Here is a 25059-nt window from a genome sequence, read left to right on the forward strand (position 1 = left end):
CGAAAAGCCCGGAACGCCACCGGCAGCATCCAAGAAATCCCAATCGTCCGAACTATTTCGCTGAGATCATCTCACTGGTCCGACCTCATGCAGGTCGCGCTCTCGGTCAAACAGGGCACAGTCTTGGACATCGGTTGCGGCACGGGCTACTACCTGGCTGGCGTGCTCGACCAGTTGCCCGGCGCCCGCAGTCTGGGCCTCGACACCTCGATGCGCGACGGTGACCTGGGAGCCAGTCATCACTTTGCGTATTCACCGGCCGAGGTATTCACCCATCACATCAAGCCCTCGGAGGTGTCGAAGAAATCAATACCCGCGTCGATGGCTGCTTGGACCGTCGCTATCGATTCGGCGGGGTCGGCTGCTCCGTAGAACTGGGACATGCCCATGCAGCCGAGGCCGTCGGAATGACCGAGCGTGATCCGAGCGCGCGCCATGGTGTCCTCGATTCTTCAGCAGGTGAGTCTGTGAAAGGGGATTGGTGGGGTGCGCACGCCTTGCGCGCGATGGGGTTGGGGGGCTTGGCCGGCCCGCCGGAGTGGCGGGATCAGCGCACCAGGGGTGGCTGCATGCGTGCGGGTTGATGCTGGACGGCGACGGCGCGGAAGAAGGCTAGGGCACCGGCGACTGGCTCACCCGCAGGGTCAGGTCACGCCGAGGCCGCGCAGGAAGGCGTCCGCGACGAGGTCGGCCGCCTGCGGGGGATCCACTGCGGGGAACCGGTGGGCGATGCTGTCGACGAGTGCGTCGAGGACCGCACGTGCCCAGGCCGCATCGATATCGGCGCGCAGGTAGCCCTCATCGCAAGCGCGCTGGATGAAGGTGCTCAGGCGCGCACTCTGCGCTTCACGGCGAGCGCTGGCTTCGGGGTCCTTCTGCATCATGCGGCGCGTGTCGACAGGCCACTCGCGGCTGACCGGGATGATCCCCTCCAGATAGCGGTGGAGAGCGACCGGCACCGGGGCCTCGGTCAGCCGCGCCTCGTCCAACACCCGCTCGGCCAAGTCGAGTTTGGCCTGGAAGACGGCGCGCAGCAGCGCCTCCCGATTCGCGAAGCGGCGATGAACGGTGGTGCGGTCGACACCCGCCGCAGCGGCAATGGCCGCCATCGACGTGTTCGGATCCTCCGCCAGGAGGCGGGCCCCGGTGCGGAGGACGGAGGACAGGTTGCGTGCGGCATCGGCTCTCATGGTCCGGCGATCCTAACCAGCAGTGGTGATTACAGCGCCATCATCCCATAGTGAGATACATCTCATCTATTTATTGCAACATCAATGTTGCAGTTGACGATGAAACGTCTACATTGGGATTGCGCTCTGGAGAGCGGCAAGAGGCAACGAGATGATGAGGAGAACGCCATGTCACGGACTTGGTTGATCACCGGTGGTTCCCAGGGGCTGGGCAGGGCCCTGGTTCTTCAGGCTCTTGAGGACGGTGATCGAGTCGTCGTGACGTCCCGTAGGCCGGAGGCTCTGGCTGATCTGAAGGCGAAGTATCCGGAACGGCTGGAGACCGTGGCGCTGGATGTCACGTCGCGGTCCGAGGCTCGGGACGTGGTGGCGGCCGCAGTGGAGCGATTCGGCACCGTCGACGTCATTGTGAACAACGCGGGTTACGCCACCAGCGGTTCGATCGAGGACTTCCCGGAGGACGAGTTCCGGGCGCAGGTCGAGGCGAACCTGTTCGGTGTGATCAACGTGACCCGGGCTGCCCTGCCCGTACTGCGTGGCCAGCGGTCCGGGCACATCGTGCAGATCTCGTCCATCGGCGGCCGGGTCGGCGGCACGCCCGGGCTCAGCGCCTACCAGACAGCAAAGTTCGGAGTCGAAGGCTTCTCCGAGGTGCTGGCGAACGAGGTGGCCCCGTTCGGCATCAAGGTGATCATCGTGGAGCCGGGCGGTATCCGCACCGGCTGGGCCGCCGGCGCCGCGAAGCCGTCCGGACCCATCGCTCCTGACTATCAGCAGACGGTCGGCGCATGGCTGGAGCAGTTTGCGGCCTACAGCGGCAACGAGCCCGGCGACCCCGCCCGAATGGCCCGGGCCGTCATCGCCGCCGTGGACGCGCCCGAGCCCCCGCGCCGGCTCCTGCTCGGCAGCGACGCCCTGGAAATCGCTGTCAGCGCGGAAAAGGCTCGCCTGGCCGAGGCCGACACATGGGCCGAAGCGAGCCGCTCCACCGACCACCAGACCGCGTAACGACCCTGCAGCTTCGCGTGCCGTCGGTCGCCTGCCCGACGGCACGCGACCACGGGCCCGGCGACAGCGCGGATACCCGCTCGCTCCGGTGGTCTCCTCCACCCCTGCGGCATCGCCCGGGACGCACTCCCGCCCGGGCCCTGCACCCACCACGTTTCACAGGAAGAAATCGACAGACATGCCTGTTCGCGACAAGCTCTACATCGGCGGCTCCTGGGTCACCCCCAGCAACCCGGAGCTGCTCGACATCCTTTCCCCCCACGACCAGTCGGTGCTGGGCCGCGTGGCCCAGGCCGCACCCGCCGACGTGGACGCGGCCGTCGCCGCGGCCCGCGAGGCCTTCGACCACGGCCCCTGGCCGCGCACCACGCCCGAGGAGCGGCAGGAGATCATCCGGCGCTACGACGCCTTGCGCACCGCCCGCGCCGACGAGGTCGCCGCGGCAATCTCCGTCGAGAACGGCTCGGCCGGCTGGTTCACCAAGGTCGGCCAGCCCTTCCTGACCCGCCAGGTCAACGCTTATCTCAAGGCGGCCGAGGAGTTCGGCTGGGAGGAGGTCATCGAACCCTCCGACCCGTCGGTGGCCTTCGACACCATCGTGCGGCGTGAGGCGATCGGCGTGGTCGCCGCGGTCATCCCGTGGAACTCGCCGTTCTCCGCCGCCACCGCCAAGCTGATCCCGGCCCTGCTGGCCGGCAACACGGTTGTTTTGAAGGTCTCCCCGGAGAACTCCCTCAGCATGATGCTGCTAGCGGACCTGTGGCACGAGGCCGGGCTTCCCGCAGGCGTGCTCAGCATCCTTCCCGCCGACCGCGAGACCAGCGAGTACCTCGTCTCCCACCCGGACGTCGACAAGATTGCCTTCACCGGCTCCACGCGTGCCGGCCGGCGCATCGCCTCCATCGCCGGCGAGCACCTCAAGCGGGTCAGCCTGGAGCTGGGCGGCAAGTCCGCGGCTCTGATCCTGGAGGACGCGGACCTGGACGCCGCCGTACAGGGCCTGCGCTTCGGCTCCCTCGGCAACAACGGCGAGGCCTGCATCCTGCAGACCCGCATCCTGGTTCCCCGCGAGCGTTACGAAGAGGTCGTCGCCGCGCTCAAGGACATGGTCGAATCGCTGAAGGTCGGCGACCCTTCCGCCCCCGACACCTTCATCGGCCCGATGATCCGCCCCGACCAGCAGCAGCGCGTCATCGACTACATCAACATCGGCATAGCGGAGGGCGCCCGCCTGGTCACCGGCGGCCCGCACGTCCCCCAGGGCCTGGAAAAGGGCAACTACGTCACCCCGACCCTCTTCGCCGACGTCGACAACTCCATGCGCATCGCCCAGGAGGAGATCTTCGGCCCAGTCCTGGCCGTCATCGCCTACGACGACGAGGACGACGCCGTCCGCATCGCCAACGACTCCGAATATGGCCTCTCAGGCGGCATCTGGAGCGCCGACCCCGAGCGCGCCCTGGCCGTCGCCCGCAAGCTGCGCACCGGAACCATCACCCTCAACGGCTCGCCCATCAGCTTCGACGGCCCCTTCGGCGGCTACAAGGCCAGCGGCCTCGGCCGCGAGTACGGCAAGGTCGGACTCACCGGCTACATCGAGCACAAGTCCATCACCCGGCTCCGGCAGCCGTAGCCGACCGGAGAGGCGCAGACCTACCGGGCCGGAACCACCCGCAGTGCGGTCGGCAGGCCGGCCCGGCCTGCCGCACCCCCTGCTCGACGCCGGCACGTCCTGAGCGTGCACGGGGGCGAGCAACGTGAACCGAGCCGAGCCGGGCCGGGCCGATCCGTCGGTCGCACTGTCACCGGCGACGCCCCGGCGAACCGCCGCCCCGCGCGGCCCGAACCGCTGCGACGCGCCCGGCCCACCTCCTGGCCGTGACCGCTCCCCGCAATCGCTGTACCGGCGTGCCACCCGCATGCACGAGACCCGCGACCTGTCCCGCGCCGTCGTCAAGACGCCCCCGTTTCCCCGGAGAGACAACCCCATGCCCAGCAAGTCCACCCGCCTCATCTTCGCAGTCCTCGCGAGCGGGGCGGGCGTGTTCTCCATGCTGCAGTCACTGATCGCGCCGGCTCTGCCGACTATCCAACACGCACTGTACACCTCCCAATCCACCGCCATCTGGGTAATGACGGCCTACCTGCTGTCCGCCTCGGTGTGCACCCCGATCATCGGCCGGGTCGGCGACCTGGCCGGCAAGAAGCGCACCCTCGTCGCAGTCCTGCTGACCGTCCTCGCCGGCTGTCTGCTCGCCGCCCTCGCTCCGAACGTCGGCGTCTTGATCATCGCCCGCATCATTCAGGGCGCCGGAGGCGCGGTGTTCCCACTGTCCTTCGGCATCATCCGCGACCAGTTCGAACCCGGCAGGGTCAGCGGCAGCATCAGCAACCTGTCCGCCGTGATCGCCGCCGGCGGCGGCGTCGGCATAGTCGCTGCCGGTCCCATCGTGGCCGGGCTCGACTACCGCTGGCTGTTCTGGTTTCCCGTCGTCATCGTCGCCGTCACCGCCCTGCTAGCCCTGCGCTATGTCCCCGAGTCGCCCCGACGGGCGAAGGGACGGGTCAGCTGGTCCGGCGCGGTGCTGCTGTCCGGATGGCTGGTCGCGCTGCTCCTGCCGGTCAGCCGCGGCAGCCGGTGGGGCTGGAGCTCCGCTGCTGTGATCGCGCTGTTCGCCGCGGCCGTCGTGCTCTTCGCCCTGTGGCTGTTCGCGGAGTCCCACTCCCGCAGCCCGCTGATCGACCTGCGCATCATGCGCGTGCGGTCCGTGTGGACCACGAACGCCGCCGCTCTGCTGTTCGGCGCAGGCCTGTCTTCGGTCTGGTCGTTCCTGCCCGGCTTCGTACAGACACCCCGCTCCGCCGGCTACGGATTCGGCGCCAGCGTCACCACGTCCGGACTGCTCATGCTGCCCATGCTGATCGCGATGTTCGTCGCCGGTGTGGTCAGCGGACGCCTGGAACCCAAGGTCGGCGCCAAACGCCTGCTGATCTCGGGGACCGTCTCCGCCGCGGTCGCCTGCGCCATCCTCGCCCTGTGGCACACCCAGCAGTGGCAGATCGCCGTCGCGGCGGGCGTTTTCGGCCTCGGCGTCGGTCTCGCCTTCGCATCCATGGCCAACCTCATCGTCGGCGGCGTACCTGCCGAGCAGACCGGCGCCGCGACCGGCATGAACGCCAACCTCCGCTCCATCGGCGGCGCCATCGGAACCGCGATCACCAGCCTCCTGGTCACCAGCCACCTCCAGCCCTCCGGCCTGCCGTACGACTCCAGCTACACCCACAGCTTCTCCGCGCTGACCCTCCTCCTGCTCGGAGCCGCCCTCGCCGCCGCCCTCGCCCCGGCCCGCAAAGCCGTCCGTACGCCCCACCTCCAGCCGACTCCCGCCGCCGCAGAGTAAACAGGGACCACCCAGGGCTGAGCGGCCCCGACATAGGCCGCGTGCGACTCCCGACGGAGGTACTGTGCGTTGGGTGACGGTTTCAGGCAGGCCGTGACGGCCGGTGATCGTGCTCCGTCCTCACAGCCGCGCCCACCAGTACAAGTGCCTCGGCTACCGAACCCCGGCCCAATGCGTTGCCTTGACTCTTTGAATCTAAGTCGCTTTCTTCGCGGCCGAGCTCGACCGGCCACACACGCACTCGTGACCTTCATCGACCAGCACGCCGACGTGTTCGGTGTCGAGCCGATCTGCCGTGTCCTGACCGAACACGGCTGCCCCATCTCCACCAGCACCTACTACGCCGCCAAGAACCGGCCACCGTCACCGCGGGCGGTGCGCGACGCCGAGCTGGACGAACACATCCAGCGCATCCACACCGCCGACTACGGCGTCTACGGCGCCCGCAAGGTCTGGCAGCAACTCCTGCGCCAGAGAGTCCGGGTGGCCCGCTGCACCGTCGAGCGGCGCATGCGTGCGCTCGGCCTGCAAGGCGCCCGGCGGGGCAAAAAGATCCGCACCACGACGCCCGATCCCGGACATGCGCGGGCGGCCGACCTACAGCGCGACTTCACCGCTCAGCGGCCGAACGCCGCCTGGGTGGCCGACTTCACCCATGTGACGGCCTGATGCGGGGTGGTCTACGTCGCGTTCGTCGTCGACGTCTACTCCCGGGCGATCGTCGGCTGGGCCGCCTCACTCACCAAGCACAACCACCCTCGTGCTGGACGCCCTGGACATGGCGTTGTGGCGGCGCGAGCGCACCGGTCATCCGGTCGGGCCGGGACTGATTCATCACTCGGATGCGGGCAGTCAATACACGTCTTTCCGGTTTACCACCCATCTGCTGGCGGCCGGCATCGACGCCTCCATCGGCACGGTCGGCGACGCGCTCGACAACGCCCTGATGGAATCGCAGATCGGCCTCTACAAGACCGAACTGATCAAGTCCCGAGGCCCCTGGCGCAGCCTGGCTGATGTGGAACTGGCCACCGCTGAATGGGTGGCCTGGTTCAACAGCACCCGCCTGCACTCAGCCATCGGACACCTCCCGCCCGACGAGTTCGAGGCGATCTACTACGCTCAGCACCACTCCAACGAAGCCCTAGCAATCAGCCGCTGAGGTCTCCATCAAAGTCGGGGCGATTCAGGGTCAGGGCCCGGCTGCCGGTGGGCGTGCCGCGCAGTCGGCGTTCGGCCCGCAGCAGCCCGGCGGTGTAGTGAACCAGTACGCGGGAGACGTCGAGCGTGGCACGATGAGCAATCACGTGGAGCCTTCCGGCCGGTTGAGCGCTTGTGGTGAGAGCTCTTCTACCGGAGGCTCCACGTGTGTTTCCGGCCTTCGGCGACTCCTCCTGAAAGGACCGGAACGCCATCAGCGGCGTCCAAGAAATCCCGATCGCCCCGAACTATTTCGCTGAGATCACCTCACTGGATCATGACTGACCGGGCGGCCACCACGGGAACCGCGGTTCTTACGGTTGGCCGCCTGGTCACTTTTTTCGGGGATGACGGTTTTGACAAGGGGTGAAACCCTGCCTCGGCTGCGTTCGTTCACCTGTGCCAAGCCTCCGTCTGACAGTTCGTCCTCGCATGAACGCAATGCCTGTACTGGAGGCCGGCCGACCTGCACGGCTTCGGCGAGTCACCGAAAGGTGGGCTCCGATATCCCGCACGTGATGGGAGCGGATTGCGCAGCAGGACGTCGGTTGAACGGTCGCCGCGCCCAAAGGATGTGCGGCTCATTCGCCGCGTGGCATGAGTTTCCATTCCATCTCGGTATTCATTTCATCTGGCGACACCTGCACCGGTCCTCGTGGCGGTGCGGATGTGCCGCAGCCGGAGACAGAATCAGCAAGGGAGGGGGCCGTAAGACATCTGCAAGAACTCAAGCGTCGACAACACGAGATCAGCGTCATACTGGCGGGATCGGCCATGCTGCGGACGGAGCCTGGCGTTCGTTTGCTGACCACGTGGACGCGGCGGCCATTCTCACGTTGTCGGCGAGTCACTCTCAGGTCGACAGCGCAGATTCCCTCTGCGGTCCGGCCGCACTCTTTTAACACGCTGGAAACCTGATCACCAGGTGCAGTCGAGTCGCAACTCAGCGCGAAATTGCCGCCATTGGATATTCCTTGTCACGCCATTGGGGGAAGTCGTTCACCTGGCGTACACCAGGTGGCACTTTTGTCACGGTTATATGCGGGCTCAAGAGGAATGGAGACGCCAACCGTGGTGCCCAAAAATCGGAACAAAAATGTCTGACACCAAAGCGCCTGGGCTCGGCCCGGCCGCGGGATGATCGCCGCCGCGATGAGCGCCGCCCTGACGCCGGCCCTGGGGCTGATGCTGCCCGCGCCCGCCCAGGCCTACGTCGGCGCCGGCAACCTGAAGAACTACGCGACCAACCGTTGCCTGGACAGCGACTGGGCCGGCGAGGTGTACACGCTGCCGTGCAGCCCTCGCAACACCAACGACCACCAACTTTGGGAGCCGATCCTCCAGCATCGTGGCGACGGCATCCCCGGCTCGCATCTTCGCTTCGACCTCGTAGTTTTGAAGAACAGGGCGACAGGCCGGTGCCTCGCCCGCCTCAGCTCGGGAGCCCTCAGGACGACCGTCGAGTGCGAGGACAACGACTCGTCTTCCGCTCGTGAATGGTTCGCTCAGGGTACGAGCTGGAACAAGGTCATCTTCTCCCTGTGGTGGGGCAACACGAGTTACGCGGTCGACAGCGACCATGCCGGCAACGCTTACGCGCAGGCGTGGAACGGCGGCCTCCACCAGCAGTGGAACCACGACGCGTAAGCGCGTCACCGACTTCTCGCGTCGTCAGGCCTCGCCGGGGACGGAAGGAAGTCACCTCCGCCCGTCCATCGCCGGCAGGGCCGCGGTCGTCGACGCGCCTCGCCTCGCCCCGCATCCGCGACCAACGTGACGGGAAGCGGAGCCTCACACGACCTGCGCCAGGGGCGGCCCCTGACCGCCTCGGCATCCCTGCATCCCGGCAAGCATCTTTGACCAACCCACCCGCTCGGCGAGCCGCCGGCGGATGAACAGGTGGAGGGACCGTGCCCGCATCCCGCGGCAGGATGTTCACCCGATTAAGAAGAAGAGGCAGGGGCCTGACGGCCCTGCTGGTGACCCTTTCACTGCTGCTCCAGGTGGGCTTCCAGCCTGCGGCGAAGGCCGCGACCACGATCACGGTTGACTTCGCGCTCCCCGAAGGTTTCGAGCGTACCCAGATCCACGACTGGGCCGCCGACATGAACGGTGCCAACGAACTGCTCAGCGACTCCTTCAAAGAGGAACTGATGCGTAACAAGGGGTCCATTCCAGTTGGGCTCATGGACAACTGGGTGGACTTCGACGGAATCATCGCCGTGAGAGGTTCCACCCTGACGATCACAGCGGAGACCGACGAGCCGCCCCCCGAGCCGACCCCTGCGCCGATCCCCGGACTGTCCCCATGGGCGGCCTTTCTGATCGGCCTCGCCACCGTGGGGATCTATCTCACCATCCGAATCACCTGCTCTTTGTTCTTCCTTCCCGAGTCAGGTCCGCTGGCACCCCTCGCCAACGCGGCATGCTCGGGGCTGGCGACCTTCTTCGCCAATTTCGCCAGGGGCGCGATCGTCCAGACCATCGCCCCGAGCCCAGATCCGAACGCCTGGTGGAATCTCCTGATCTGGTCCTTTGTCCTCGGCGCGAGCGCGGCCCTCTGGGACGGCTACTTCGGGCCCCGCTTGAACCTCGACCATGGGAGCTCGTTCACGAGTCTGGCCCGGGGCGTGCGTGATTTCGGGCGCCAGGTGAAAACCTGGTGGTGGGGGGGGGCAGCGTCGGCGCGTCCATGGAAGCCGCGGCTGCGACCGTGGAGGAGAACATCCCTCAATACGTGGAAGAGATCGAACTCGCTGCCGGCGAACGTGGATCACCAACCCGGGCCTTGCGGGTGATGCCGCTCGGTGACTCCATCACCCACGGCGTCGGCGGGACCCCCGGCGGCGTCGGCTATCGAGGCCGCCTGTGGGAGCTGTTGCAGGACGACGCGAGCGCACTCGACTTCGTCGGCTCCGTGGACTCCGGGCACGGCAACATCCCCGACACCGACCACGAGGGGCACCCCCGCTGGCGGATCAGCCAGATCGACACCCTGGCGGCCGAGTGCACGATCAACCGCTACCGGCCCAACGTCGTCGTGTTGCACATCGGGACCAACGACCTGGCGAACGACGAGGAGACCGACACGGCCCACCTCCGCCTCGGCGGGCTGGTCGACAGGATCACCGACATCTCGCCGCTCACCACGGTCCTCGTCTCCAGCCTCGTGCCGGCGAGGGACGAGAGGGACAACTCGCTGATCGCGATGTACAACGCCAGGCTGCCGACCATCGTCAACAACCTCCGTGCCGAGGGCAAACGCGTCAGGCTGGTCGGCAACGGCGCTCTCGGGTTCACCGCGGCCGACCTGAACGACTCGCTCCACCCCAACAACGACGGCTACCGCAAGATGGCCAACGCCTACCACCACGCGATCAACGCCGCGATGGACGAGGGCCTGATCATGCCCGCGCTCCCCGGCGACAACCGGCCGTGCACCCCGGCGCCGGCCAGCCCGCCGCCGCCCCCGACGGGCCCCGCTCCCGCGGGCTGGGACTACGCCGGCAAGATCGCCTCGGTTCCTGGCGCGAGCCGTGAACAGGTCCGCTTCGCCGACCTGAACGGCGACGGCCGTGACGACTATCTTCTGGTGAAGGACAACGGCAGGGTGGAGGCCTGGCTGAACGTCCGGGAGGCCGATCGCGTCGGCTGGAACTTCCGCGGCGAAGTCGCGTCCGGATCGGGTCCGCGCGACCACATCCGCTTCGCCGACCTGAACGGCGACAACCGCGACGACTATCTCGTGGTCGGCGACCAGGGCCAGGTCAAGGCCTGGTTCAACAGCGGCACCGGTGATGCCGTCGTCTGGACGAGCAAGGGTCAGATCGCCTCGGGCTCCGCTCCCCGCGACCAGATCAGGTTCGCCGACATCGACGGCGACAACCGCGACGACTACCTCGTGGTCGACGACCAGGGCAGGGTCCGGCTCTGGCGCAACACCGGCACCCGCGATGCCGTCTCGTGGGTCAGTCAGGGCGAGATCGCCTCCGGCGTCGGCGCGAGCGGTCCCACGGTGACCTTCGCCGACGTCAACGGCGACCGCCGTGATGACTACCTGGTCCTCGGCGACTACGGCCAGATCCGCGCGTGGACCAACAACCGGGGCGGCTCCGGGTCGGCCTGGCGGGCGGTCGGTGAGATCGCCTCCGGCGTCGGCGTGGCCCGCGCGAACATCGGTCTGGCCGAGATCAACGGCGACCGCCGGGCCGACTACCTCGTCCACGACACTCTGGGCGGGGTGAAGGCCTGGTTCAACAACGGCGCCGGCACGACCGGTACGACCACCCCCATGCCGAACGACCCCCAACCACCGCCGCCGGGAGGCCTTCCGCTCTGCGTGGCCAACCGGTGTTGGTGATCTGGGGCGCCCTGATCGATCAGAGCGAAACCGAAACTCGCATCACGGGCTTCGCCGGAGACCGTTCCGGCGAAGCCCCGCGACTGCCGGCCGTGTCGCGCGGCCGGAGGTCGCGACGGTCTGTGCGGAGGGGCCCCCGGACCGCTGCGTCGCCGCGTTCGTCTCGGTCACTTCCCAGCGGATCGGCTTGCCCTTGGCGTCGGACGTCAGCCAATTGAGCCGGCCCGTGCGCAGGTAATCGAGCCACTCGAAGTGGGGTGCTCACGAAGGACAGCAGAGCCGTTTGGGTGGTAGGTGCTTAATTGGGCGCTTTAGCGTGATCTTGTGGTCGACGTGACCGTCAGGTGACCGTCCTAGCAGCACGCAATGCGGCTGGAGGTCGTTTCCGGCCGGGTCGGCGCCGGTTCAGGCACCGGCCTCGAGCACGGCGAGGTCGCGCACCGCATAACGGTGATGCTCGGCCTCTTCCTTCAGCACCACCTTCAGGCAGCGGCGCACGACGTACTCCTGGTCGGGATACGGGTCCGCCGGCTTGCGAGCGCATACCCGATCGAGCTCGGCCTCGGTGAGCCCGTCGACGACACGCCGCATCGTGGCCATGCGGGCGAGCCGCGGCGCGAGCACCTCGTCGAGTGTCGGGGTGGCTTCGAGGGTGAGACCGAGCTTCGCCGCCGCGCCGGGCGGCATCCCGCCGTAAGGGAAGCCCAACGGATGGTACGGCGTTTCCTCCTCCAGCACGGCATTGCCGAGCCAGGCATCGCCGGCGAACAGCAGGTGCCGCTGGGTCTCGACCAACGACCACTCGCCGTTGACCCGCTCGTGCAGCTTGGCCTCGGGCAACAGCCTGGCGCGGTCGAGTGTCGCCGCCCACAGCGCCTCGATGGCATCCCAGGCAGCCCGGTGGTCGTCGGGGGACGCGGCCTCACGCGCCAGCACCCGCGCGGGGTGGCGCCGGTCGAGCTCGGCCTCGACATAGGCGGTCACGTCGACGTCGTTGACGACGAGACGCTCGAAGTCGCCGCCGAGGTAGACGTCGCTCCCGTAGCAGTCGACGATCTTCAGGCCGCTGACCTCGCAATCGCGGATCTCCAGACCGGCGAGGTCGCACAGGTGGATGCGGGCACCACGGAACTGGTCACTCTGGACGTACTCAGCAGCCATTGAGGCAGTCTTCCGCACCCGTACCGCCCGCGCCACCTTTGGAGGGCGATCCGGTTCACAACCGCCACAAGATCCCCTTGATGACCTCGCGGTGGTCACGCCAGGGACGTCCTCTTGACCGCCCGCCGGATTCGCGCTTTGACCGACTCGATCGCGTTGGTCGAGCAGATGACCCGGCGGATCTCGGCGTCGAAGGACAAAGACGGCACGAACTCGGCCCAGGCGCTCTGCCACAACTTCACGATCGCCGGATACTTCTCGCCCCAGACCTCGGCGAACTCATGGAAGCGCTCCAGCGCGGCGGCCTCGGTCGGCGCGGTGTAGACCGGCCGCAACGCCTTGGCGACGGCGTCCCAGTGCTGGCGGGCGGCATAGCGGAACGAGGCGCGCAACAGGTGTACCACGCAGGTCTGCGCCACGGCCTGCGCCACGGCCTGCGGCCAGACGGCCTCGATCGCCTCCGGCAGCCCCTTGAGCCCGTCGCAGGCCGCCATCAGCGCATCGGCCACGCCCCGGTTCTTGATCTCGGTGAGCACGTGCAGCCAGAACTTCGCGCCCTCACCGCCGTCGCCGGCCCACAGCCCGAGGATGTCGCGCTCACCGTCGACGGTGACCGCCATCGCCACATAGATCGGCCGGTTGGCGACCTGACCGTCACGGATCTTCACGTGGATCGCATCGGATGCCTGGATCACGGTACTCGTCACAGGTGTCTCCTTGATCAGGAGTTGCACCGTTGTTCATGCAGTTCCCCGGCAGGTGGTTCTTCCGGGGCGGCATGGTCTTCGGCCGGTTCCCGAAGGTGGGCGCGGACGGCGTACGGGCGGTGGTGACGGGCGATTCGAGGGGCGCCCCCGACGCTTTCCAGCGGGTCGAGGCCGGCGCCGGGGGATTCATGCGAGTTCCGGCGTGACGACGGCGACCGCCCTCCGGGCGGCGTATCGGTGAACGGAAAGTGAATTGTCAATACGTTGTGAGTGCCTCGCTCCGCACTGTCGTCATTAATCACATAATTCAATTACAACCGCTATTTCATAGCGATACGAGGCAAGCTTTCGAGGAATCACATGAGGCGTTGGATCGGTGTCGGGCTGGCACTGCTCCTCGGCGCCGCCGTGGTGGCGGCGATCGTGGCGGGCAACCGTGACGGCGGCGCGGAGACGCGTGAGCTCGCCCTGGTCCGGGGGGTGATCGGATCGGAGAAGAAGCCGTTCTTCGACGATCCGAGAGTGCGGGCGGCCTTCGCCGCGCACGGCCTCCGGGTGGAGGTCGACACCGCCGGGTCGCGCCAGATCGCGACCTCGGTGGACCTGGGGAAATACGGCTTCGCGTTCCCCTCCAGCGCTCCGGCGGCCGAGAAGATCAGGCGTGACCGGGGTGCCGCCCGCACGTTCGCGCCGTTCTCCTCGCCCATGGCGATCGCCACTTTCACCCCGATCGTGGACGTGCTCACCAGGGCGGGCGTCGTACGGGACTCCGGTCAGGGTTACCAAGTGCTCGATATCCAGAAATATCTGGTTTTGGTAGCGAAAGGTACTCGATGGGATAAATTGCCGGGTAATACCGCTTACCCGGCGCGCAAGCGCGTGCTGCTCACCACCACCGACATCCGCACCTCCAACTCCGCGGCGATGTACCTGGCGATCGCCGGTTACGTGGCCAACGGCGACGACGTGGTCACCTCCGACGAGCGGGGGGCCAGGGTCGCCCAGGCCGTCGCCCCCCTCTTCCTCGACCAGGGCTACTCCGAGACCTCCACCGAGGCGCCGTTCGAGGACTACCTGTCCCTGGGCATGGGAAAGACGCCCATGATTGTGATCTACGAGGCGCAGTACGCCTCGCGCCTGTTCGCCGGGGACGGCTCGATCCGTCCCGACATGCGGCTGCTCTACCCCTCTCCCACGGTCCTGAGCAAGCACACGCTCGTACCGCTGGGCGAGCGGGGCACCGAGGTCGGCCGCCTCCTGCAGGAGGACCCGGAACTCGGGCGCCTCGCGGCCCTGTACGGCTTCCGCACCGCCGCCCCCCGGGCGTTCGACGACCTCGTGGCGAAGGTGGGGGCTCCGCTGCCACCCGGCCTGGTCGACGTGGTGGAGCCCCCCGACCACGAGCGGCTGGAGGGCATGATCTCCGCGGTCGAGACGCTCTACCGCTCCGGAGCGGTCCCCTCACCCACTCCCTGACCTCACCTTCCCAGCGCTTCGAGGAGAGACCACCGTGAGCGATCTCGTGCTCAGCCCGCCCGAACCCGTAGCCAAGGTGCCCACGGAGAAGGCGGCCACCATGCTGCCGGTCCCGGAGGGGCGGGAGGCGGAACTGGCGGAGAAGGCCCGCGGTTTCGCCGAGGAACTGGGCGGCCTGGACCCCAGGTCGCCGGAGTTCACCAGGAAGGTGCACGACATCACCTCCATGGGCGACGCGGAGATCCGGGCCTCCTCCCAGGTGGCGAATCGCATGCTGAGGCGCCCGGTGGCCGCGCTGGCGTCCGTCAAGGGCGAGGGCCGGGACGCGCAGGCGGCGGTGGCGGGACAGCTGGTCGCGCTGCGCCGGACGATCGTCGACCTCGATCCCAAGCAGACGTCCGGCCCGGCCAGGAAGCTGCTGGGGCTGATCCCGTTCGGCGACCGGCTGCGCGACTACTTCGCGAAGTACCGGTCGGCGCAGAAACACCTCGATGACATCATCCGCGCCCTGAAGTCCGGGCAGGACGAGCTGCGCAAGGACAACGCGGCCATCGAGGGCGAGAAGACCAACCTGTGGGAGTCGATGAAGCGCCTGCAGGAGTACGCGCTGCTCGCCGCCGCCCTCGACGCCGCGGTGGAAGAGAAGATCATGTACGTCGAGGCGGCCGAGCCGGATAAGGCCACCGCGCTGCGCTCGGACGCGCTGTTCGGCATTCGGCAGAAGCACCAGGACCTGCTGACCCAGCTCGCGGTGTCCGCCCAGGGATACCTCGCACTGGACCTGATCCGCAGGAACAACCTCGAACTGATCAAGGGCGTGGACCGGGCGACAACGACGACGATCGCGGCGCTGCGTACGGCCGTGACCGTGGCCCAGGCCCTCGCCAACCAGAAACTCGTGCTCGACCAGATAACGGCGCTCAACGCCACCACCTCCGACCTGATCGTGGCGACCAGCGAGATGCTGCGCACCCAGGCCACCGACATCCAGACCCAGGCGGCCTCGACCACGGTCGGCATGGACGCGCTACGCAAGGCGTTCGACAACATCTACGCCACCATGGACACGATCGACACGTTCAAGGCCAAGGCCGTGGAGAACATGGCGATCACCGTGAACAGCCTCACCGTCGAGCTGGACCACGCGCGCACGTACCTGGAGCGCTCCCGGCGCGGCGACGAGCAGGAACTCCCGCGATGAGCGGCCCGGCGCCCGGTGCGTCACCGGACTCCCGCCCGGCCTGGTCGGCATCCGGCGTGCCACTCGGTTCACGCTCGACTGGGCCGGCGCTCGGCGTGCGGGCGGGTGGCCGCCGGGTGAGGTGGGCGCTCGCCGTGCTGGTCCCGCTGATCCTGCTGGTGGCGTCGGCCGCGTGCGGCGGAGCCGACACGCCCGACACCTCCGACACTCCCGCCGACGGCCCCGACGTGCTCCGCGTCCTCGCCGGAAGCGAGGTCGGCGACCTGGAACCGCTGCTCAGGCGGGCCGAGGACGCCGTCGGCGTGCGGGTCGCGTTGTCGTACGCCGGAACGCTCGACGGGGCCGACCAGGTGGCGAGCGGCGGCGCGGACGGGCGCCACGACGCGACCTGGTTCTCCTCCAACCGCTACCTGTCGCTGATCGACGGGGCGGCCGCGCGGCTCTCGACCCAGACCAAGGCCATGGTCTCGCCCGTGCTGCTCGGGCTGAAGGCGTCCAAGGCCCGCGAGCTCGGCTGGGACGCCAAACCCGTGACCTGGAACGACATCGCCTCGGCCGCCCGCGCCGGGAAGTTCACCTTCGGCATGACCAGCCCCGCCGCGTCCAACTCCGGATTCTCGGCGCTGGTCGGCGTGACGGCGGCGCTCTCCGACGCCGGCGAGGCCCTGGAGGAGGCCCAGATCACCGCGGCGACTCCCCAGCTGAAGGAGTTCTTCTCCGCGCAGACGCTCACCTCCGGCTCCTCCGGCTGGCTCGCGGACGCGTACACCAAGGAGGGCACGGTGGACGGGCTCGTGAACTACGAGTCCGTGCTGCTCGGCCTCAACGCCTCCGGAAAGCTCTCCGAACCGCTCACGCTGGTCTACCCGAGCGACGGGGTGGTGACGGCCGACTACCCGCTCACGCTCCTGAGCTCCGCGCCCCCGGAGAAGAAGGAGCTGTACGGCAAGCTCGCCGCCTGGCTGCGCACGCCGGAGATCCAGCGGGAGATCATGACCACCACCCACCGCAGGCCCATCGTCCCCGAGGTCAGGCCGGAGCCGCGTTTCGGGACCGCGTCGCTGGTGGAGCTGCCCTTCCCCAACCGGCGCGGCGCGGCCGACAAGCTGATCGGCGTCTACCTCAACCAGGTACGCAGGCCGTCGCGGACCCTGTTCGTGCTGGACACCTCCGGCTCGATGAAAGGGGAGCGGATCGACGCGCTCAAGCAGGCACTGACCGCCCTGTCCGGCGCCGACACCTCCGCCAGCGGATCGTTCTCGCGCTTCCGCGACCGCGAGACGGTCACGATGATCCCGTTCAACACCGGCCCCGGCACCCCGCGGACCTTCACCCTGCCCGACCGCGACGCCGAACCGGTGCTCCAGCGGATCCGCTCCTACGGCGAGGGACTGCGGGCCGGCGGCGGTACCGCGATCTTCGACAGCCTGCGGGCCGCCTACGAGCAGGTGCGGTCCTCGCCGTCGGAGGACTTCACCTCGATCGTGCTGATGACGGACGGCGAGAACACCGACGGCGGCTCCTACGACGACTTCGCCGCCCACTACGCCTCTCTCCCCGTGAAGGTCAGGACGTTCGTCGTGCTCTTCGGCGACAGCGACGTCGACGAGATGCGGCGGATCGCCGAACTCACCGGCGGGGCGACCTTCGACGCCCGGCAGGGTTCGCTGGCCACGGCCTTCAAGGAGATCCGTGGTTACCAGTAGCCCGGGAGGACGGATCCTCGCCTACGCCGGGTCGACCAGGAACATCGCCGGGTGCGCCCTGGCCCTCGCCGGGGTGCTCCTGGTCTTCCTCGGCGTCGCCGGGACGTTCTGGCCCGTCGTGGTCGCCGGGCTGTACGGCGTCGGGGCGCTGCTGGCCCCGGCGGACCGGGTGAGGCTCACGATCTCGCACGCGGAGGTGGAGTCCCGGCGGCTGGGTGCCGACCTGGACACCCTGCTGGCCAAGGTCGGCCAGAACCGCTTCCCCGACGACGTGACGACGAGGGTCGGCGCGCTCGCCGAGGTGCTGCGCGACATCCTCCGGCGGGCGGACACCCTCACCTCCTCACCCGACCACCTGCACATCGTGTCGCAGACGATCAGGGACTACCTGCCCTCCAGCCTGGAGGCGTACGCGAACCTGCCCCGCTCCCGCGCGCTCACGCGGCGCGGCGAGCGGGAGCGCAGCGCGCACGAGGAACTGCTCGCCCAGCTCGACCTGCTGGACACCCGGCTGCGCAAGGTGGCCGAGTCGGTCTACCGGGGCGACGAGCAGGCCCTGCGCGACCAGGGCAGGTTCCTGCGGGACCGGTTCGGCGGCTCCGGCCTGGACCTCTGACCTGGTCGCGCAGGGCCTGCTCGTCTCGCGGTAACCACGCCCACCTGCGGGAACGCGGCATCAAGGCGATTATCCCGGAGAAGAGGGACCAGGCCGCCAACCGGAAGAAGAAGGGTTCCAGAGGCGGCCGGCCCATCAGCCACGACGCGGGCCTCTACAAGGAGCGCAACACCGTCGAGCGGCTGATCAACAAGCTGAAGGCCTGGCGAGGCATCGCCACCCGATACGACAAGACCCCGGACAGCTACCTCGCCGGCCTCTACCTGCGCGCCTCAGTGATCTGGATCAAGGACCTCACCCGAACCACACATTGATCACGACTCAATACATGTCCTAGTTGCGTCACCACTGTCGGGTTGATCAGTCGTCCATGGTGCCCATGGCTGGTCCCCTGTTCATGGCCGGGGCAGCCCTCAGGCCGCCCCGGCCGGTGATGAGTCAGACGGGGTCGATCGCGAGGTCGGTGACCTGGTCGTCCTTGATGCCGAACACGAACGCGAAGGACAGAGGCCCGCCGGGGAACTCACCGTCCCCGGAGGCCACCAGACGGTCGCCCGCGAACGAGGTCGGCGTGATCACGACCTTGGGGTTGATCAGGTGCCCCTGGATCCACTCGCGGATCTCGGCCTCGCCGGCGTAGGTCGTCCCGTCATCGCGCACGGTGGCCCCGTCGCCGAAGACCGCGGCCAGCGCGTTCGCGTCGTGCGCGTTGGTGGCCGCGATGAAGCTCTCGACAGCCTTGGGAAGGGTGATGTCGTCCATTTCTGCTCTCCGGTCTTCTCGGGTGCCAGGACACGGGCGCGTCCTGGTACGTCCCTGCGGCACCTCAGCAGCACGATGAGGATGCGGGCGGCGACCCGCCACGGGCCGTGCAGCGCGGTGACCAGCTCGAGGTGCCCAGCAGGGGACAAGTCGGCATAGACATGCGCGGGGCGCATACTGATGAAGGCTTCGTCGGGTCGGTTGTGTGTGGTAACTCGATCCACCCCGACGAGGCTCCTCACGTTCGCGGCAAGGTCAGCTCCCGCGAGTTACAGACACAACTTCTGGCGACAGGCTTAGAAGTCCGCACCGCGCGAGAGCTTTTCGTTCGCGCGCAGCTCCGCGAGTGCGTTCTCGTGCATCGCAACAACGACGTCGTAGCCAGAGTTGCCGAGCACGATCCGTTGCGGCGGAACGGGTGCGTTCATCGCGCTGATCACGGCCTGCACTCCGCGTTCAGGGTCACCCTCTTGCTTGCCGTTGTGTTCCACGAACGCCGCCTTGACGCCCTCGACCATCGGCACGTAGGCGTCGACGGTCTCGTTGACGGGCTCGTTCTGGAAGCCGGCGAAAGCCTTGGTGCGGAACGCTCCCGGCTCTACGACGAGCACGCGCACACCGAACGGCTCAACTTCATGGCGCAGTGTCTCCGACAGTCCTTCGAGCGCGAACTTCGCCGCCGAGTAGTAGCCGAACCCCTGTGCGCCGACGAGGCCTGCCACCGACGACATGTTCACGATCCAGCCGTCGCCGCGTGCCCGCATACCTGGCAGGACCGCGCGTATCACCTCGACCACGGCGAACAGGTTGAGGTCGAACGTGCGGCGGATCGTCTCGTCAGGGGCCCCCTCGACCGAGCCGAACCAGCCACGGCCCGCGTTGTTGACGAGCACGTCGATTCCGCCGAACCGCTCCTCTGCCGCCTTGACCGCCGCGCGCACCTGCTCGGCATCGGTGACATCGAGTTGGAGAACCAGCACACGGTCGCCGTACGGTTCAGCCCATTCCTGCAGTTCAGAGGGTCGACGCGCTGTCACCACCACCTGATCGCCCTGTTTCAGTGCGGCCTCGGCATAGACCAGGCCGAACCCTCCGGGCGTCCCTCCAGTGATGAACCAAGTCCTCATGGACTTCTCCTTTCGCTATAGCGGGCAATGTAGCGCTATATGAGTTACTATAGCAAGCATGCAGAACGCACGGGATCGGCTCCTGCTCGCCGCGGCGGAGTTGCTGGAGGGCGGCGGCACGGTGTCCACGAGGACGGTGTGCGAACGCGCCGGGGTGCAGGCCCCGACGCTGTACCACCACTTCGGCAGCAAGCAGGGCCTGATCGACGCCGTGGTGAACCACGGCTTCACCCAGTACACGGCGGTCGAGAGCTCTGGCGACCCGCTGGACGACCTGCGCGAGGGCTGGGACAGGCACGTGCGGTTCGGGCTGGAGCACCCGTCGTTCTACGGGCTGCTTTACGGCCGCGCCGAGCCGGGAAAGCCCTGCGCCGTCACCGCTCCCGCGCACGCCGCGTTGCGCGAGCGGTTGACCGCCGCCGCCGCCCAGGGCCTGCTCAAGGTGCCAGCGGACGAAGCCGCCGAACAGGTGCTTGCCGCCAACGTCGGCATCACGCTCACCTTGATCAGCCAGCCGGAGCCGGACTTCGGGCTGTCCGGACGCGTCCGCGAGGCCGCGCTGGCCGGAGTCCTGCACACGCCCTCCGCCGACGCCCCCGTGACCCGTGCGAGCGCCGCACTGACATTGCGTGCGCTGGTCGGCAACGACCCGGGCGGCCTCACCCCTGGCGAACGCGCGCTGCTCGGCGAGCTGCTGGACCGCCTGGCCCGCTAGGACATGTATTGAGTCGTGATCAATGTGTGGTTCGGGTGAGGTCCTTGATCCAGATCACTGAGGCGCGCAGGCCCTCCAGGAGGACCTCGAAGACGCCTGCGTCACGCCACTGCCGGAAGCGGTTGCGGACAGTCGACCAGGCACCGAACTCCTGCGGCATCTCCCGCCACCGCCCGCCCGTCTTGAACCGCCAGATCACGCCCTCGAACTGCTGCCGCAGTCGCTCGGGGTAAGGGCCGTACTCGCCGATCGGCAGATACGGCCTGATGAACTCCCACTCCGCACCCGTCGGGTGCACTCGCGTCACGCGGCAAGATCTACCGGTCCAAGCCTCGACGCGAAGGCGAATCCCACAGGTTGATCACGACTCGATACGCGCCCTAAAGCAGCCTTGCGTAGATCGTCGCCCGGTTTGTGACCCAGAGTTCGATAGTCGCGTCCACGAGGATAACTTGCATATTGTTCAGCAGCCGTCCTGTGACGAAGCTAGAGCTGTACACCTGCGGGTAGCCGGCCATCAGCGTGTCGCCCGTCCGCTCATAGACAACAGGAACGTTTCCGTGTGCGCTTCCTTGGTCGGCACTGTTCGAAGGGCTCCGACGCCACCGGACCGACGTGTCTGGCTCTGCTGCGGTGGATGAGCTTTGCCGACCTGGCCGGGGAGGAGTCGGCTGACACGCCCAGGAGGGGCACTCTGCGCCGGGTCGCGTTCCGCGGCCCGGAACTGTCGGTGCCGGGCGAGAGGATGGGATCATGACCGACGCGCCCCCGAGCACCCTTCTCGCCGATCAGAGCGCCTACGCCGAGGCCGTCCAGCTCGCGCTGGACGCCGCCGCGGCCTACTACGGCGACGGCACCTCCACGCTGGACGACGACGCCTACGACCGGTTGGTCCGGGGCATCCAGGCCTATGAGGACGAGCATCCCGACGAGGTGCTGCCGACCTCGCCGACGGGCAAGGTGGCCGGTGGCGCGGTGGTCGGCGATGTGCCGCACACGGTGCCGATGCTGAGCCTGGACAACGTCTTCGGCGCCCAGCAGCTGGCCGACTGGGCCGCGTCGCTGGAGCGCAGGCTGGGCCGGCCGGTCACGCGGTGGAGCGTGGAGCCGAAGCTCGACGGGTTGGCGATCACCGCGCGTTATCGCGGCGGGAGGCTGGCGCAGCTGGTCACCCGGGGCGACGGCGTCGCGGGTGAGGACGTGAGTCACGCGATCGGCACCATCGTGGGGCTGCCCGCCAGGCTGGCCGAGCCGGTCACGGTGGAGCTGCGCGGTGAGGTGATGATGACCGCCGAGCAGTTCGAGCAGGCGTGCCTCAAGCGCCAGGCGCACGACGGCACCACGTTCGCCAACCCGCGCAGCGCCGCCGCCGGCACGCTGCGCGCCCAGGACCGGCCGTACGTCTGCGAGCTGACGTTCTTCGGCTACGGCGCGCTGTCACGCCCCGATGACACCTCCGAGCATGCCGTGCGGCTGCGCGAGCTGCCGCACAGCGAGGTCATGGCGTGGGTCGCCGCTCAGGGGGCGCAGACCCCCGCCGTCACCGACGTCGGCGGGATCGTCGCCACCACCCTGGAGCAGATCCAGGAGCGGGTCGAGCAGATCGCCGCCAAGCGGGCCGAGCTGCCCTTCGGCATCGACGGCATCGTGATCAAGTGCGATCTCGCCGCCGATCAGGCGCAGGCCGGCTTCGGCACGCGCGCGCCCCGATGGGCGATCGCCTACAAGCTGCCCGCCACCGAGAAGATCACCAAGTTGATCGGCGTCGAGTGGAACACCGGCCGTACCGGCGTCATCGCCCCGCGCGCGGTGCTGGAGCCGGTCGAGCTCGACGGCAGCGTCGTCACCTACGCCACCCTGCACAACGTCGCCGACATCACCCGCCGGGGCCTGATGATCGGTGATTCCGTGGTCGTCTACAAGGCCGGCGACGTGATCCCCCGCGTCGAGGCCCCGGTCGTGCACCTGCGCACCGGCGACGAGCGGCCGATCGCGATCCCGCAGGTCTGCCCGACCTGCGGCGACGCCATCGACTCCTCGCAGGAGCGATGGCGGTGCGTGCGCGGCCGCGCCTGCCGGGCGATCGCCTCCATCACCTACGCCGCCGGCCGCGACCAGCTCGACATCGAGGGGCTCGCCACGAGCCGTATCGAGCAGATGCTGGACGCCGGGCTGATCGCCGACTTTGCCGACCTGTTCTCCCTGACCCGCGAGCAGGTGCTGAGCCTGGAGCGGATGGGCGAGACCAGCACCGACAACCTGCTCGCCGCCATCGGGCGGGCCAAGGCCCAGCCGCTCAGCAGGGTGTTCTGCGCGCTGGGCGTGCGCGGCACCGGCCGCTCCATGAGCCGGCGCATCGCCCGGCACTTCGGCGGCATGGACGCCATCCGCGCGGCCGACGCCGAGGCGATCCAGGCGGTCGAGGGCATCGGCCCGGAGAAGGCGCCGGTGGTGGTGGCCGAGCTGGTCGAGCTCGCCGACCTCATCGACAAGCTGGTGGCGGCCGGGGTCACCATGACCGAGCCCGGCTGGAGGCCACCCGCCGCCCCCGGCCCTGACACCGGCACCGAGGCCGGCACCGGCGCCGAGGCGAGCGACGCGTCCGAGCTGCCGCTGGCCGGGATGTCCGTCGTGGTCACCGGCTCCATGAGCGGAGCGCTGGAGGCGCTGACCCGCAACCAGATGAACGAGCTGATCGAACGCGCCGGGGGCAAGTCCTCCTCCAGCGTCTCGGCCAAGACGTCGCTGCTGGTGGCCGGGGAGAAGGCGGGCTCCAAGCGGGCCAAGGCCGAGAGCCTGGGCGTACGGATCGTCGGCCCGGAGGAGTTCGCCGGACTCGTCGGCCCGTTCATCTGATCAGGGGCCGGAGGCGGCTCCTCTGATCGACGAGCTCCAATCAGCCGCGTGGCGATCTCTTCGTAGGAGCCTGCCTCTTCGCAGGGGCCTGCGCGAGGTGGACCGACCGAGACGATGACGGCGGGGTCGCGACGCTGCTCATGATCGGAGCCGTGACCGGCTCGGCGATCGTCACGCGAACCGGATGGTATACTGATCATGCATCCCGGGCGGGCGAACCCCCCGGGATTTTGTGTTCATGTCCTCTCCTCTTCGCGCGATCCTGAGCGCGGCCGTTCCCCTTTTCCTGTCCATGAGTGCCGGGATCATCGCCCAGCTCGTCAGCACCGCCCTGCTCGGACACCGGGCGACGGCGGCGCTGGCCGCCTTCGCGCTCGCCGGCGCCGTCCTCAACCCGGTCACCGCCGCGGTGGCCGCCGGGCTGCGCGGCATGACGCCGTTCGTGGCGCCTCATCGGGAGAACCCGGTCGAGGCGCTGCCGATCCTGCGTGACGCGCGCTGGCTGACCATCGCGCTCGGTACGGCGGGTGCCGGTGTCGTGCTCTGCGTCCCGCTGATCGCGCGGGCGAGCGGGGTGCCCGGCGAGGTGACGGCCGAGTTCGGCATGTTGCCGCCGCTCCTGGCGCTGAACGTGCTGCTGCTGTCCGCCGGCGGCGGTGCCAACGCGACGCTGATCGCGCTGGGCCGCAGCCGGCAGGTGCTCTGGTCGAGCCTGTCGAGCACGGCCGCCGAGGTGGTCCTGCTCGTCGCCCTCGTGCCCCGGCTGGGAGTCCACGGCACCGGCATCGCGCTGGTGGTCTCCACGGCCGTCGCCGTGACGGTCTCGAACGTCTGCCTGCTGCGCGTCCCCGGACTGGCCGGGCAGCCGCTGTGGCCCGGACGCCCCCGGTCACGCGAGATCCTGAGCATGGCCCGGGTGGGCATCCCGCTGTCCGCCACCGTGCTGATCAAGTTCACGGTCCTGGGCAGCCTGACCTACGTCGTCGCGCGGACGGGCGCGCAGGGGGCGGCCGCACACGCGATCCTCAGATCGCTGGCCGAGTTCCTGGCGCTGACCGCGTTCGCCGTCGGCCAGGCGTCGGCGCCGGAGATCGCCAGGGCCACCTCTCCCGCCGCCGCCCGCCTGGTCAACCGGGTGGCGCTGCTGCTCGCGGCCACCGGAGCGGTCGCGGGCGCACTCGTGCTGACCTTCTCCGGCACCTTCGTGATCGGCCTGTTCACCTCGGACGCGGAGGTGCTGAACCTGGCCTTCACGCTGGTGCCGCTGCTGGCCCTCTACGCCACCGCGAACAGCTGCGGGATCGCGATGTCCGCCGGCCTGACCGGGCTCAGGCGTCCGGCCTGGGGTCTGGGGTCGGCCGTGGCGGGGTACGGCCTGCTCGCGCCGGCGGCGGCTCCGGTGACGGCGGCCTGGGGGCTGGCCGGCCTGTGGGCGGCGCTGGCCGCCACGGGCGTGCTCATCCTCGTACTGCAGGGCGGCGGTTTCCTCCGGCACAGCGCGCGGGTGGGCGTACCCGCGGAACCCGTGCGGGTGTGAGCCGGGGTGGGGGAGGGGACGCGGTGATGGGTAGAA

Annotated in this window: 21 protein-coding genes and 4 pseudogenes; 18 read left to right on the forward strand and 7 right to left on the reverse strand. The window is 68.7% G+C overall.

Annotation, left to right across the window (positions count from 1 at the left end):
* Positions 1-372 (forward strand): annotated as a pseudogene (locus ACTOQ1_RS26550) (hypothetical protein); the annotation flags it as partial.
* 272 nt (positions 373-644) lie between these two features.
* On the opposite strand, the gene ACTOQ1_RS26555 reads toward ACTOQ1_RS26550, so the two are convergent.
* Positions 645-1190: a TetR/AcrR family transcriptional regulator gene (locus ACTOQ1_RS26555; RefSeq protein ID WP_440070720.1), complete on the reverse strand. Its 546-nt coding sequence runs from the start codon at positions 1188-1190 to the stop codon at positions 645-647.
* 84 nt (positions 1191-1274) lie between these two features.
* Here ACTOQ1_RS26555 and ACTOQ1_RS26560 point away from each other — a divergent pair, with 84 nt between their 5' ends.
* The 5 genes from ACTOQ1_RS26560 (at position 1275) to ACTOQ1_RS26580 (ending at position 6761) form a co-directional block, all read left to right on the forward strand.
* Positions 1275-2198, forward strand: coding sequence for an oxidoreductase (locus ACTOQ1_RS26560; protein ID WP_440070721.1), 924 nt, complete (start codon positions 1275-1277; stop codon positions 2196-2198).
* Positions 2199-2376: 178 nt separating this feature from the next.
* Positions 2377-3831, forward strand: a complete 1455-nt coding sequence (locus ACTOQ1_RS26565; RefSeq protein ID WP_440070722.1) for an aldehyde dehydrogenase — start codon at positions 2377-2379, stop codon at positions 3829-3831.
* Between the two features lie 286 nt (positions 3832-4117).
* Positions 4118-5599, forward strand: a complete 1482-nt coding sequence (locus ACTOQ1_RS26570) for an MFS transporter (RefSeq protein WP_440070723.1) — start codon at positions 4118-4120, stop codon at positions 5597-5599.
* A 243-nt stretch (positions 5600-5842) separates the two neighbouring features.
* Positions 5843-6268: an IS3 family transposase gene (locus tag ACTOQ1_RS26575; protein ID WP_367740914.1), complete on the forward strand. Its 426-nt coding sequence runs from the start codon at positions 5843-5845 to the stop codon at positions 6266-6268.
* Positions 6269-6359: 91 nt separating this feature from the next.
* Positions 6360-6761: an integrase core domain-containing protein gene (locus ACTOQ1_RS26580; RefSeq protein WP_440070724.1), complete on the forward strand. Its 402-nt coding sequence runs from the start codon at positions 6360-6362 to the stop codon at positions 6759-6761.
* On the opposite strand, the gene ACTOQ1_RS26585 is transcribed toward ACTOQ1_RS26580, so the two are convergent.
* Positions 6751-6906 carry a hypothetical protein gene (locus ACTOQ1_RS26585; protein ID WP_440070725.1) on the reverse strand — a complete coding sequence of 52 codons (156 nt, stop codon included), beginning with the start codon at positions 6904-6906 and terminating at the stop codon, positions 6751-6753. The genes ACTOQ1_RS26580 and ACTOQ1_RS26585 overlap by 11 nt on opposite strands.
* A 1045-nt stretch (positions 6907-7951) precedes the next feature.
* On the opposite strand from ACTOQ1_RS26585, the gene ACTOQ1_RS26590 reads away from it, so the two are divergent.
* From ACTOQ1_RS26590 to ACTOQ1_RS26600, 3 genes are all read left to right on the forward strand, one after another.
* Complete coding sequence (locus ACTOQ1_RS26590; RefSeq protein WP_440070726.1) at positions 7952-8446, forward strand: RICIN domain-containing protein; 495 nt, start codon at positions 7952-7954, stop codon at positions 8444-8446.
* Positions 8447-8778: 332 nt separating this feature from the next.
* Entirely contained in the window at positions 8779-9597 is an 819-nt protein-coding gene (locus ACTOQ1_RS26595; protein WP_440070727.1) for a hypothetical protein, read from the forward strand.
* Positions 9597-11159, forward strand: a complete 1563-nt coding sequence (locus ACTOQ1_RS26600) for an FG-GAP-like repeat-containing protein (RefSeq protein WP_440070728.1) — start codon at positions 9597-9599, stop codon at positions 11157-11159. The genes ACTOQ1_RS26595 and ACTOQ1_RS26600 overlap by 1 nt, the downstream gene beginning before the upstream one ends.
* A gap of 405 nt (positions 11160-11564) precedes the next feature.
* On the opposite strand, the gene ACTOQ1_RS26605 is transcribed toward ACTOQ1_RS26600, so the two are convergent.
* A complete protein-coding gene (locus ACTOQ1_RS26605) occupies positions 11565-12320 on the reverse strand; it encodes a DinB family protein (RefSeq protein WP_440070729.1) in 756 nt (251 codons plus the stop codon).
* Between the two features lie 113 nt (positions 12321-12433).
* Positions 12434-13000: pseudogene (locus tag ACTOQ1_RS26610) on the reverse strand (IS256 family transposase); the annotation flags it as partial.
* A gap of 56 nt (positions 13001-13056) precedes the next feature.
* Here ACTOQ1_RS26610 and ACTOQ1_RS26615 point away from each other — a divergent pair.
* The 6 genes and pseudogenes from ACTOQ1_RS26615 to ACTOQ1_RS26640 form a co-directional block, all read left to right on the forward strand.
* Positions 13057-13233, forward strand: a complete 177-nt coding sequence (locus ACTOQ1_RS26615; RefSeq protein WP_440070730.1) for a hypothetical protein — start codon at positions 13057-13059, stop codon at positions 13231-13233.
* Positions 13234-13387: 154 nt separating this feature from the next.
* The gene (locus tag ACTOQ1_RS26620; RefSeq protein ID WP_440070731.1) at positions 13388-14503 is read left to right on the forward strand and encodes a hypothetical protein; all 1116 of its coding nucleotides are present in this window, start codon (positions 13388-13390) and stop codon (positions 14501-14503) included.
* Between the two features lie 34 nt (positions 14504-14537).
* On the forward strand, positions 14538-15704 hold the full coding sequence (locus ACTOQ1_RS26625) for a toxic anion resistance protein (RefSeq protein ID WP_440070732.1): 1167 nt from the start codon (positions 14538-14540) through the stop codon (positions 15702-15704).
* Positions 15705-15820: 116 nt separating this feature from the next.
* Positions 15821-17410 carry an extracellular solute-binding protein gene (locus tag ACTOQ1_RS26630; protein WP_440070733.1) on the forward strand — a complete coding sequence of 530 codons (1590 nt, stop codon included), beginning with the start codon at positions 15821-15823 and terminating at the stop codon, positions 17408-17410.
* Entirely contained in the window at positions 17397-18026 is a 630-nt protein-coding gene (locus tag ACTOQ1_RS26635) for a hypothetical protein (RefSeq protein WP_440070734.1), read from the forward strand. Before ACTOQ1_RS26630 ends, ACTOQ1_RS26635 begins: the two co-directional genes overlap by 14 nt.
* Positions 17981-18340, forward strand: a pseudogene (locus tag ACTOQ1_RS26640) (IS5/IS1182 family transposase); the annotation flags it as partial. The gene ACTOQ1_RS26635 and the pseudogene ACTOQ1_RS26640, both read left to right, overlap by 46 nt.
* 124 nt (positions 18341-18464) lie before the next feature.
* Here the strand turns inward: ACTOQ1_RS26640 and ACTOQ1_RS26645 are convergent.
* Positions 18465-18788: a nuclear transport factor 2 family protein gene (locus ACTOQ1_RS26645; protein ID WP_440070735.1), complete on the reverse strand. Its 324-nt coding sequence runs from the start codon at positions 18786-18788 to the stop codon at positions 18465-18467.
* Positions 18789-19084: 296 nt separating this feature from the next.
* Positions 19085-19915 carry an SDR family NAD(P)-dependent oxidoreductase gene (locus tag ACTOQ1_RS26650; protein WP_440070736.1) on the reverse strand — a complete coding sequence of 277 codons (831 nt, stop codon included), beginning with the start codon at positions 19913-19915 and terminating at the stop codon, positions 19085-19087.
* Between the two features lie 58 nt (positions 19916-19973).
* Here ACTOQ1_RS26650 and ACTOQ1_RS26655 point away from each other — a divergent pair, with 58 nt between their 5' ends.
* The gene (locus ACTOQ1_RS26655; RefSeq protein ID WP_440070737.1) at positions 19974-20630 is read left to right on the forward strand and encodes a TetR/AcrR family transcriptional regulator; all 657 of its coding nucleotides are present in this window, start codon (positions 19974-19976) and stop codon (positions 20628-20630) included.
* A gap of 61 nt (positions 20631-20691) precedes the next feature.
* Here ACTOQ1_RS26655 and ACTOQ1_RS26660 read toward each other — a convergent pair.
* Positions 20692-20937 (reverse strand): annotated as a pseudogene (locus ACTOQ1_RS26660) (transposase); the annotation flags it as partial.
* A 446-nt stretch (positions 20938-21383) separates the two neighbouring features.
* Here ACTOQ1_RS26660 and ligA point away from each other — a divergent pair.
* Both ligA and ACTOQ1_RS26670 read left to right on the forward strand, forming a co-directional pair.
* The gene (gene ligA, locus ACTOQ1_RS26665) at positions 21384-23486 is read left to right on the forward strand and encodes an NAD-dependent DNA ligase LigA (protein WP_440070738.1); all 2103 of its coding nucleotides are present in this window, start codon (positions 21384-21386) and stop codon (positions 23484-23486) included.
* A gap of 238 nt (positions 23487-23724) precedes the next feature.
* A complete protein-coding gene (locus ACTOQ1_RS26670) occupies positions 23725-25023 on the forward strand; it encodes an MATE family efflux transporter (protein WP_440070739.1) in 1299 nt (432 codons plus the stop codon).
* Positions 25024-25059 lie beyond the last annotated feature (36 nt).

The organism is Streptosporangium sp. OZ121 (genome assembly GCF_051918885.1).
In the GTDB taxonomy this organism is placed as follows: Bacteria; Actinomycetota; Actinomycetes; order Streptosporangiales; family Streptosporangiaceae; genus Streptosporangium.

What these genes read in the sequence shown, in the direction of transcription:
- ACTOQ1_RS26555 (WP_440070720.1), bottom strand. Translation starts at nt 1,190, where the DNA reads ATGAGAGCCGATGCCGCACGCAACCTGTCCTCCGTCCTCCGCACCGGG.
- ACTOQ1_RS26560 (WP_440070721.1), top strand. Translation starts at nt 1,275, where the DNA reads ATGTTGCAGTTGACGATGAAACGTCTACATTGGGATTGCGCTCTGGAG.
- ACTOQ1_RS26565 (WP_440070722.1), top strand. Translation starts at nt 2,377, where the DNA reads ATGCCTGTTCGCGACAAGCTCTACATCGGCGGCTCCTGGGTCACCCCC.
- ACTOQ1_RS26570 (WP_440070723.1), top strand. Translation starts at nt 4,118, where the DNA reads ATGCACGAGACCCGCGACCTGTCCCGCGCCGTCGTCAAGACGCCCCCG.
- ACTOQ1_RS26590 (WP_440070726.1), top strand. Translation starts at nt 7,952, where the DNA reads ATGAGCGCCGCCCTGACGCCGGCCCTGGGGCTGATGCTGCCCGCGCCC.
- ACTOQ1_RS26600 (WP_440070728.1), top strand. Translation starts at nt 9,597, where the DNA reads ATGCCGCTCGGTGACTCCATCACCCACGGCGTCGGCGGGACCCCCGGC.
- ACTOQ1_RS26605 (WP_440070729.1), bottom strand. Translation starts at nt 12,320, where the DNA reads ATGGCTGCTGAGTACGTCCAGAGTGACCAGTTCCGTGGTGCCCGCATC.
- ACTOQ1_RS26620 (WP_440070731.1), top strand. Translation starts at nt 13,388, where the DNA reads ATGAGGCGTTGGATCGGTGTCGGGCTGGCACTGCTCCTCGGCGCCGCC.
- ACTOQ1_RS26645 (WP_440070735.1), bottom strand. Translation starts at nt 18,788, where the DNA reads ATGGACGACATCACCCTTCCCAAGGCTGTCGAGAGCTTCATCGCGGCC.
- ACTOQ1_RS26650 (WP_440070736.1), bottom strand. Translation starts at nt 19,915, where the DNA reads ATGAGGACTTGGTTCATCACTGGAGGGACGCCCGGAGGGTTCGGCCTG.
- ACTOQ1_RS26655 (WP_440070737.1), top strand. Translation starts at nt 19,974, where the DNA reads ATGCAGAACGCACGGGATCGGCTCCTGCTCGCCGCGGCGGAGTTGCTG.
- ligA (WP_440070738.1), top strand. Translation starts at nt 21,384, where the DNA reads ATGACCGACGCGCCCCCGAGCACCCTTCTCGCCGATCAGAGCGCCTAC.
- ACTOQ1_RS26670 (WP_440070739.1), top strand. Translation starts at nt 23,725, where the DNA reads ATGTCCTCTCCTCTTCGCGCGATCCTGAGCGCGGCCGTTCCCCTTTTC.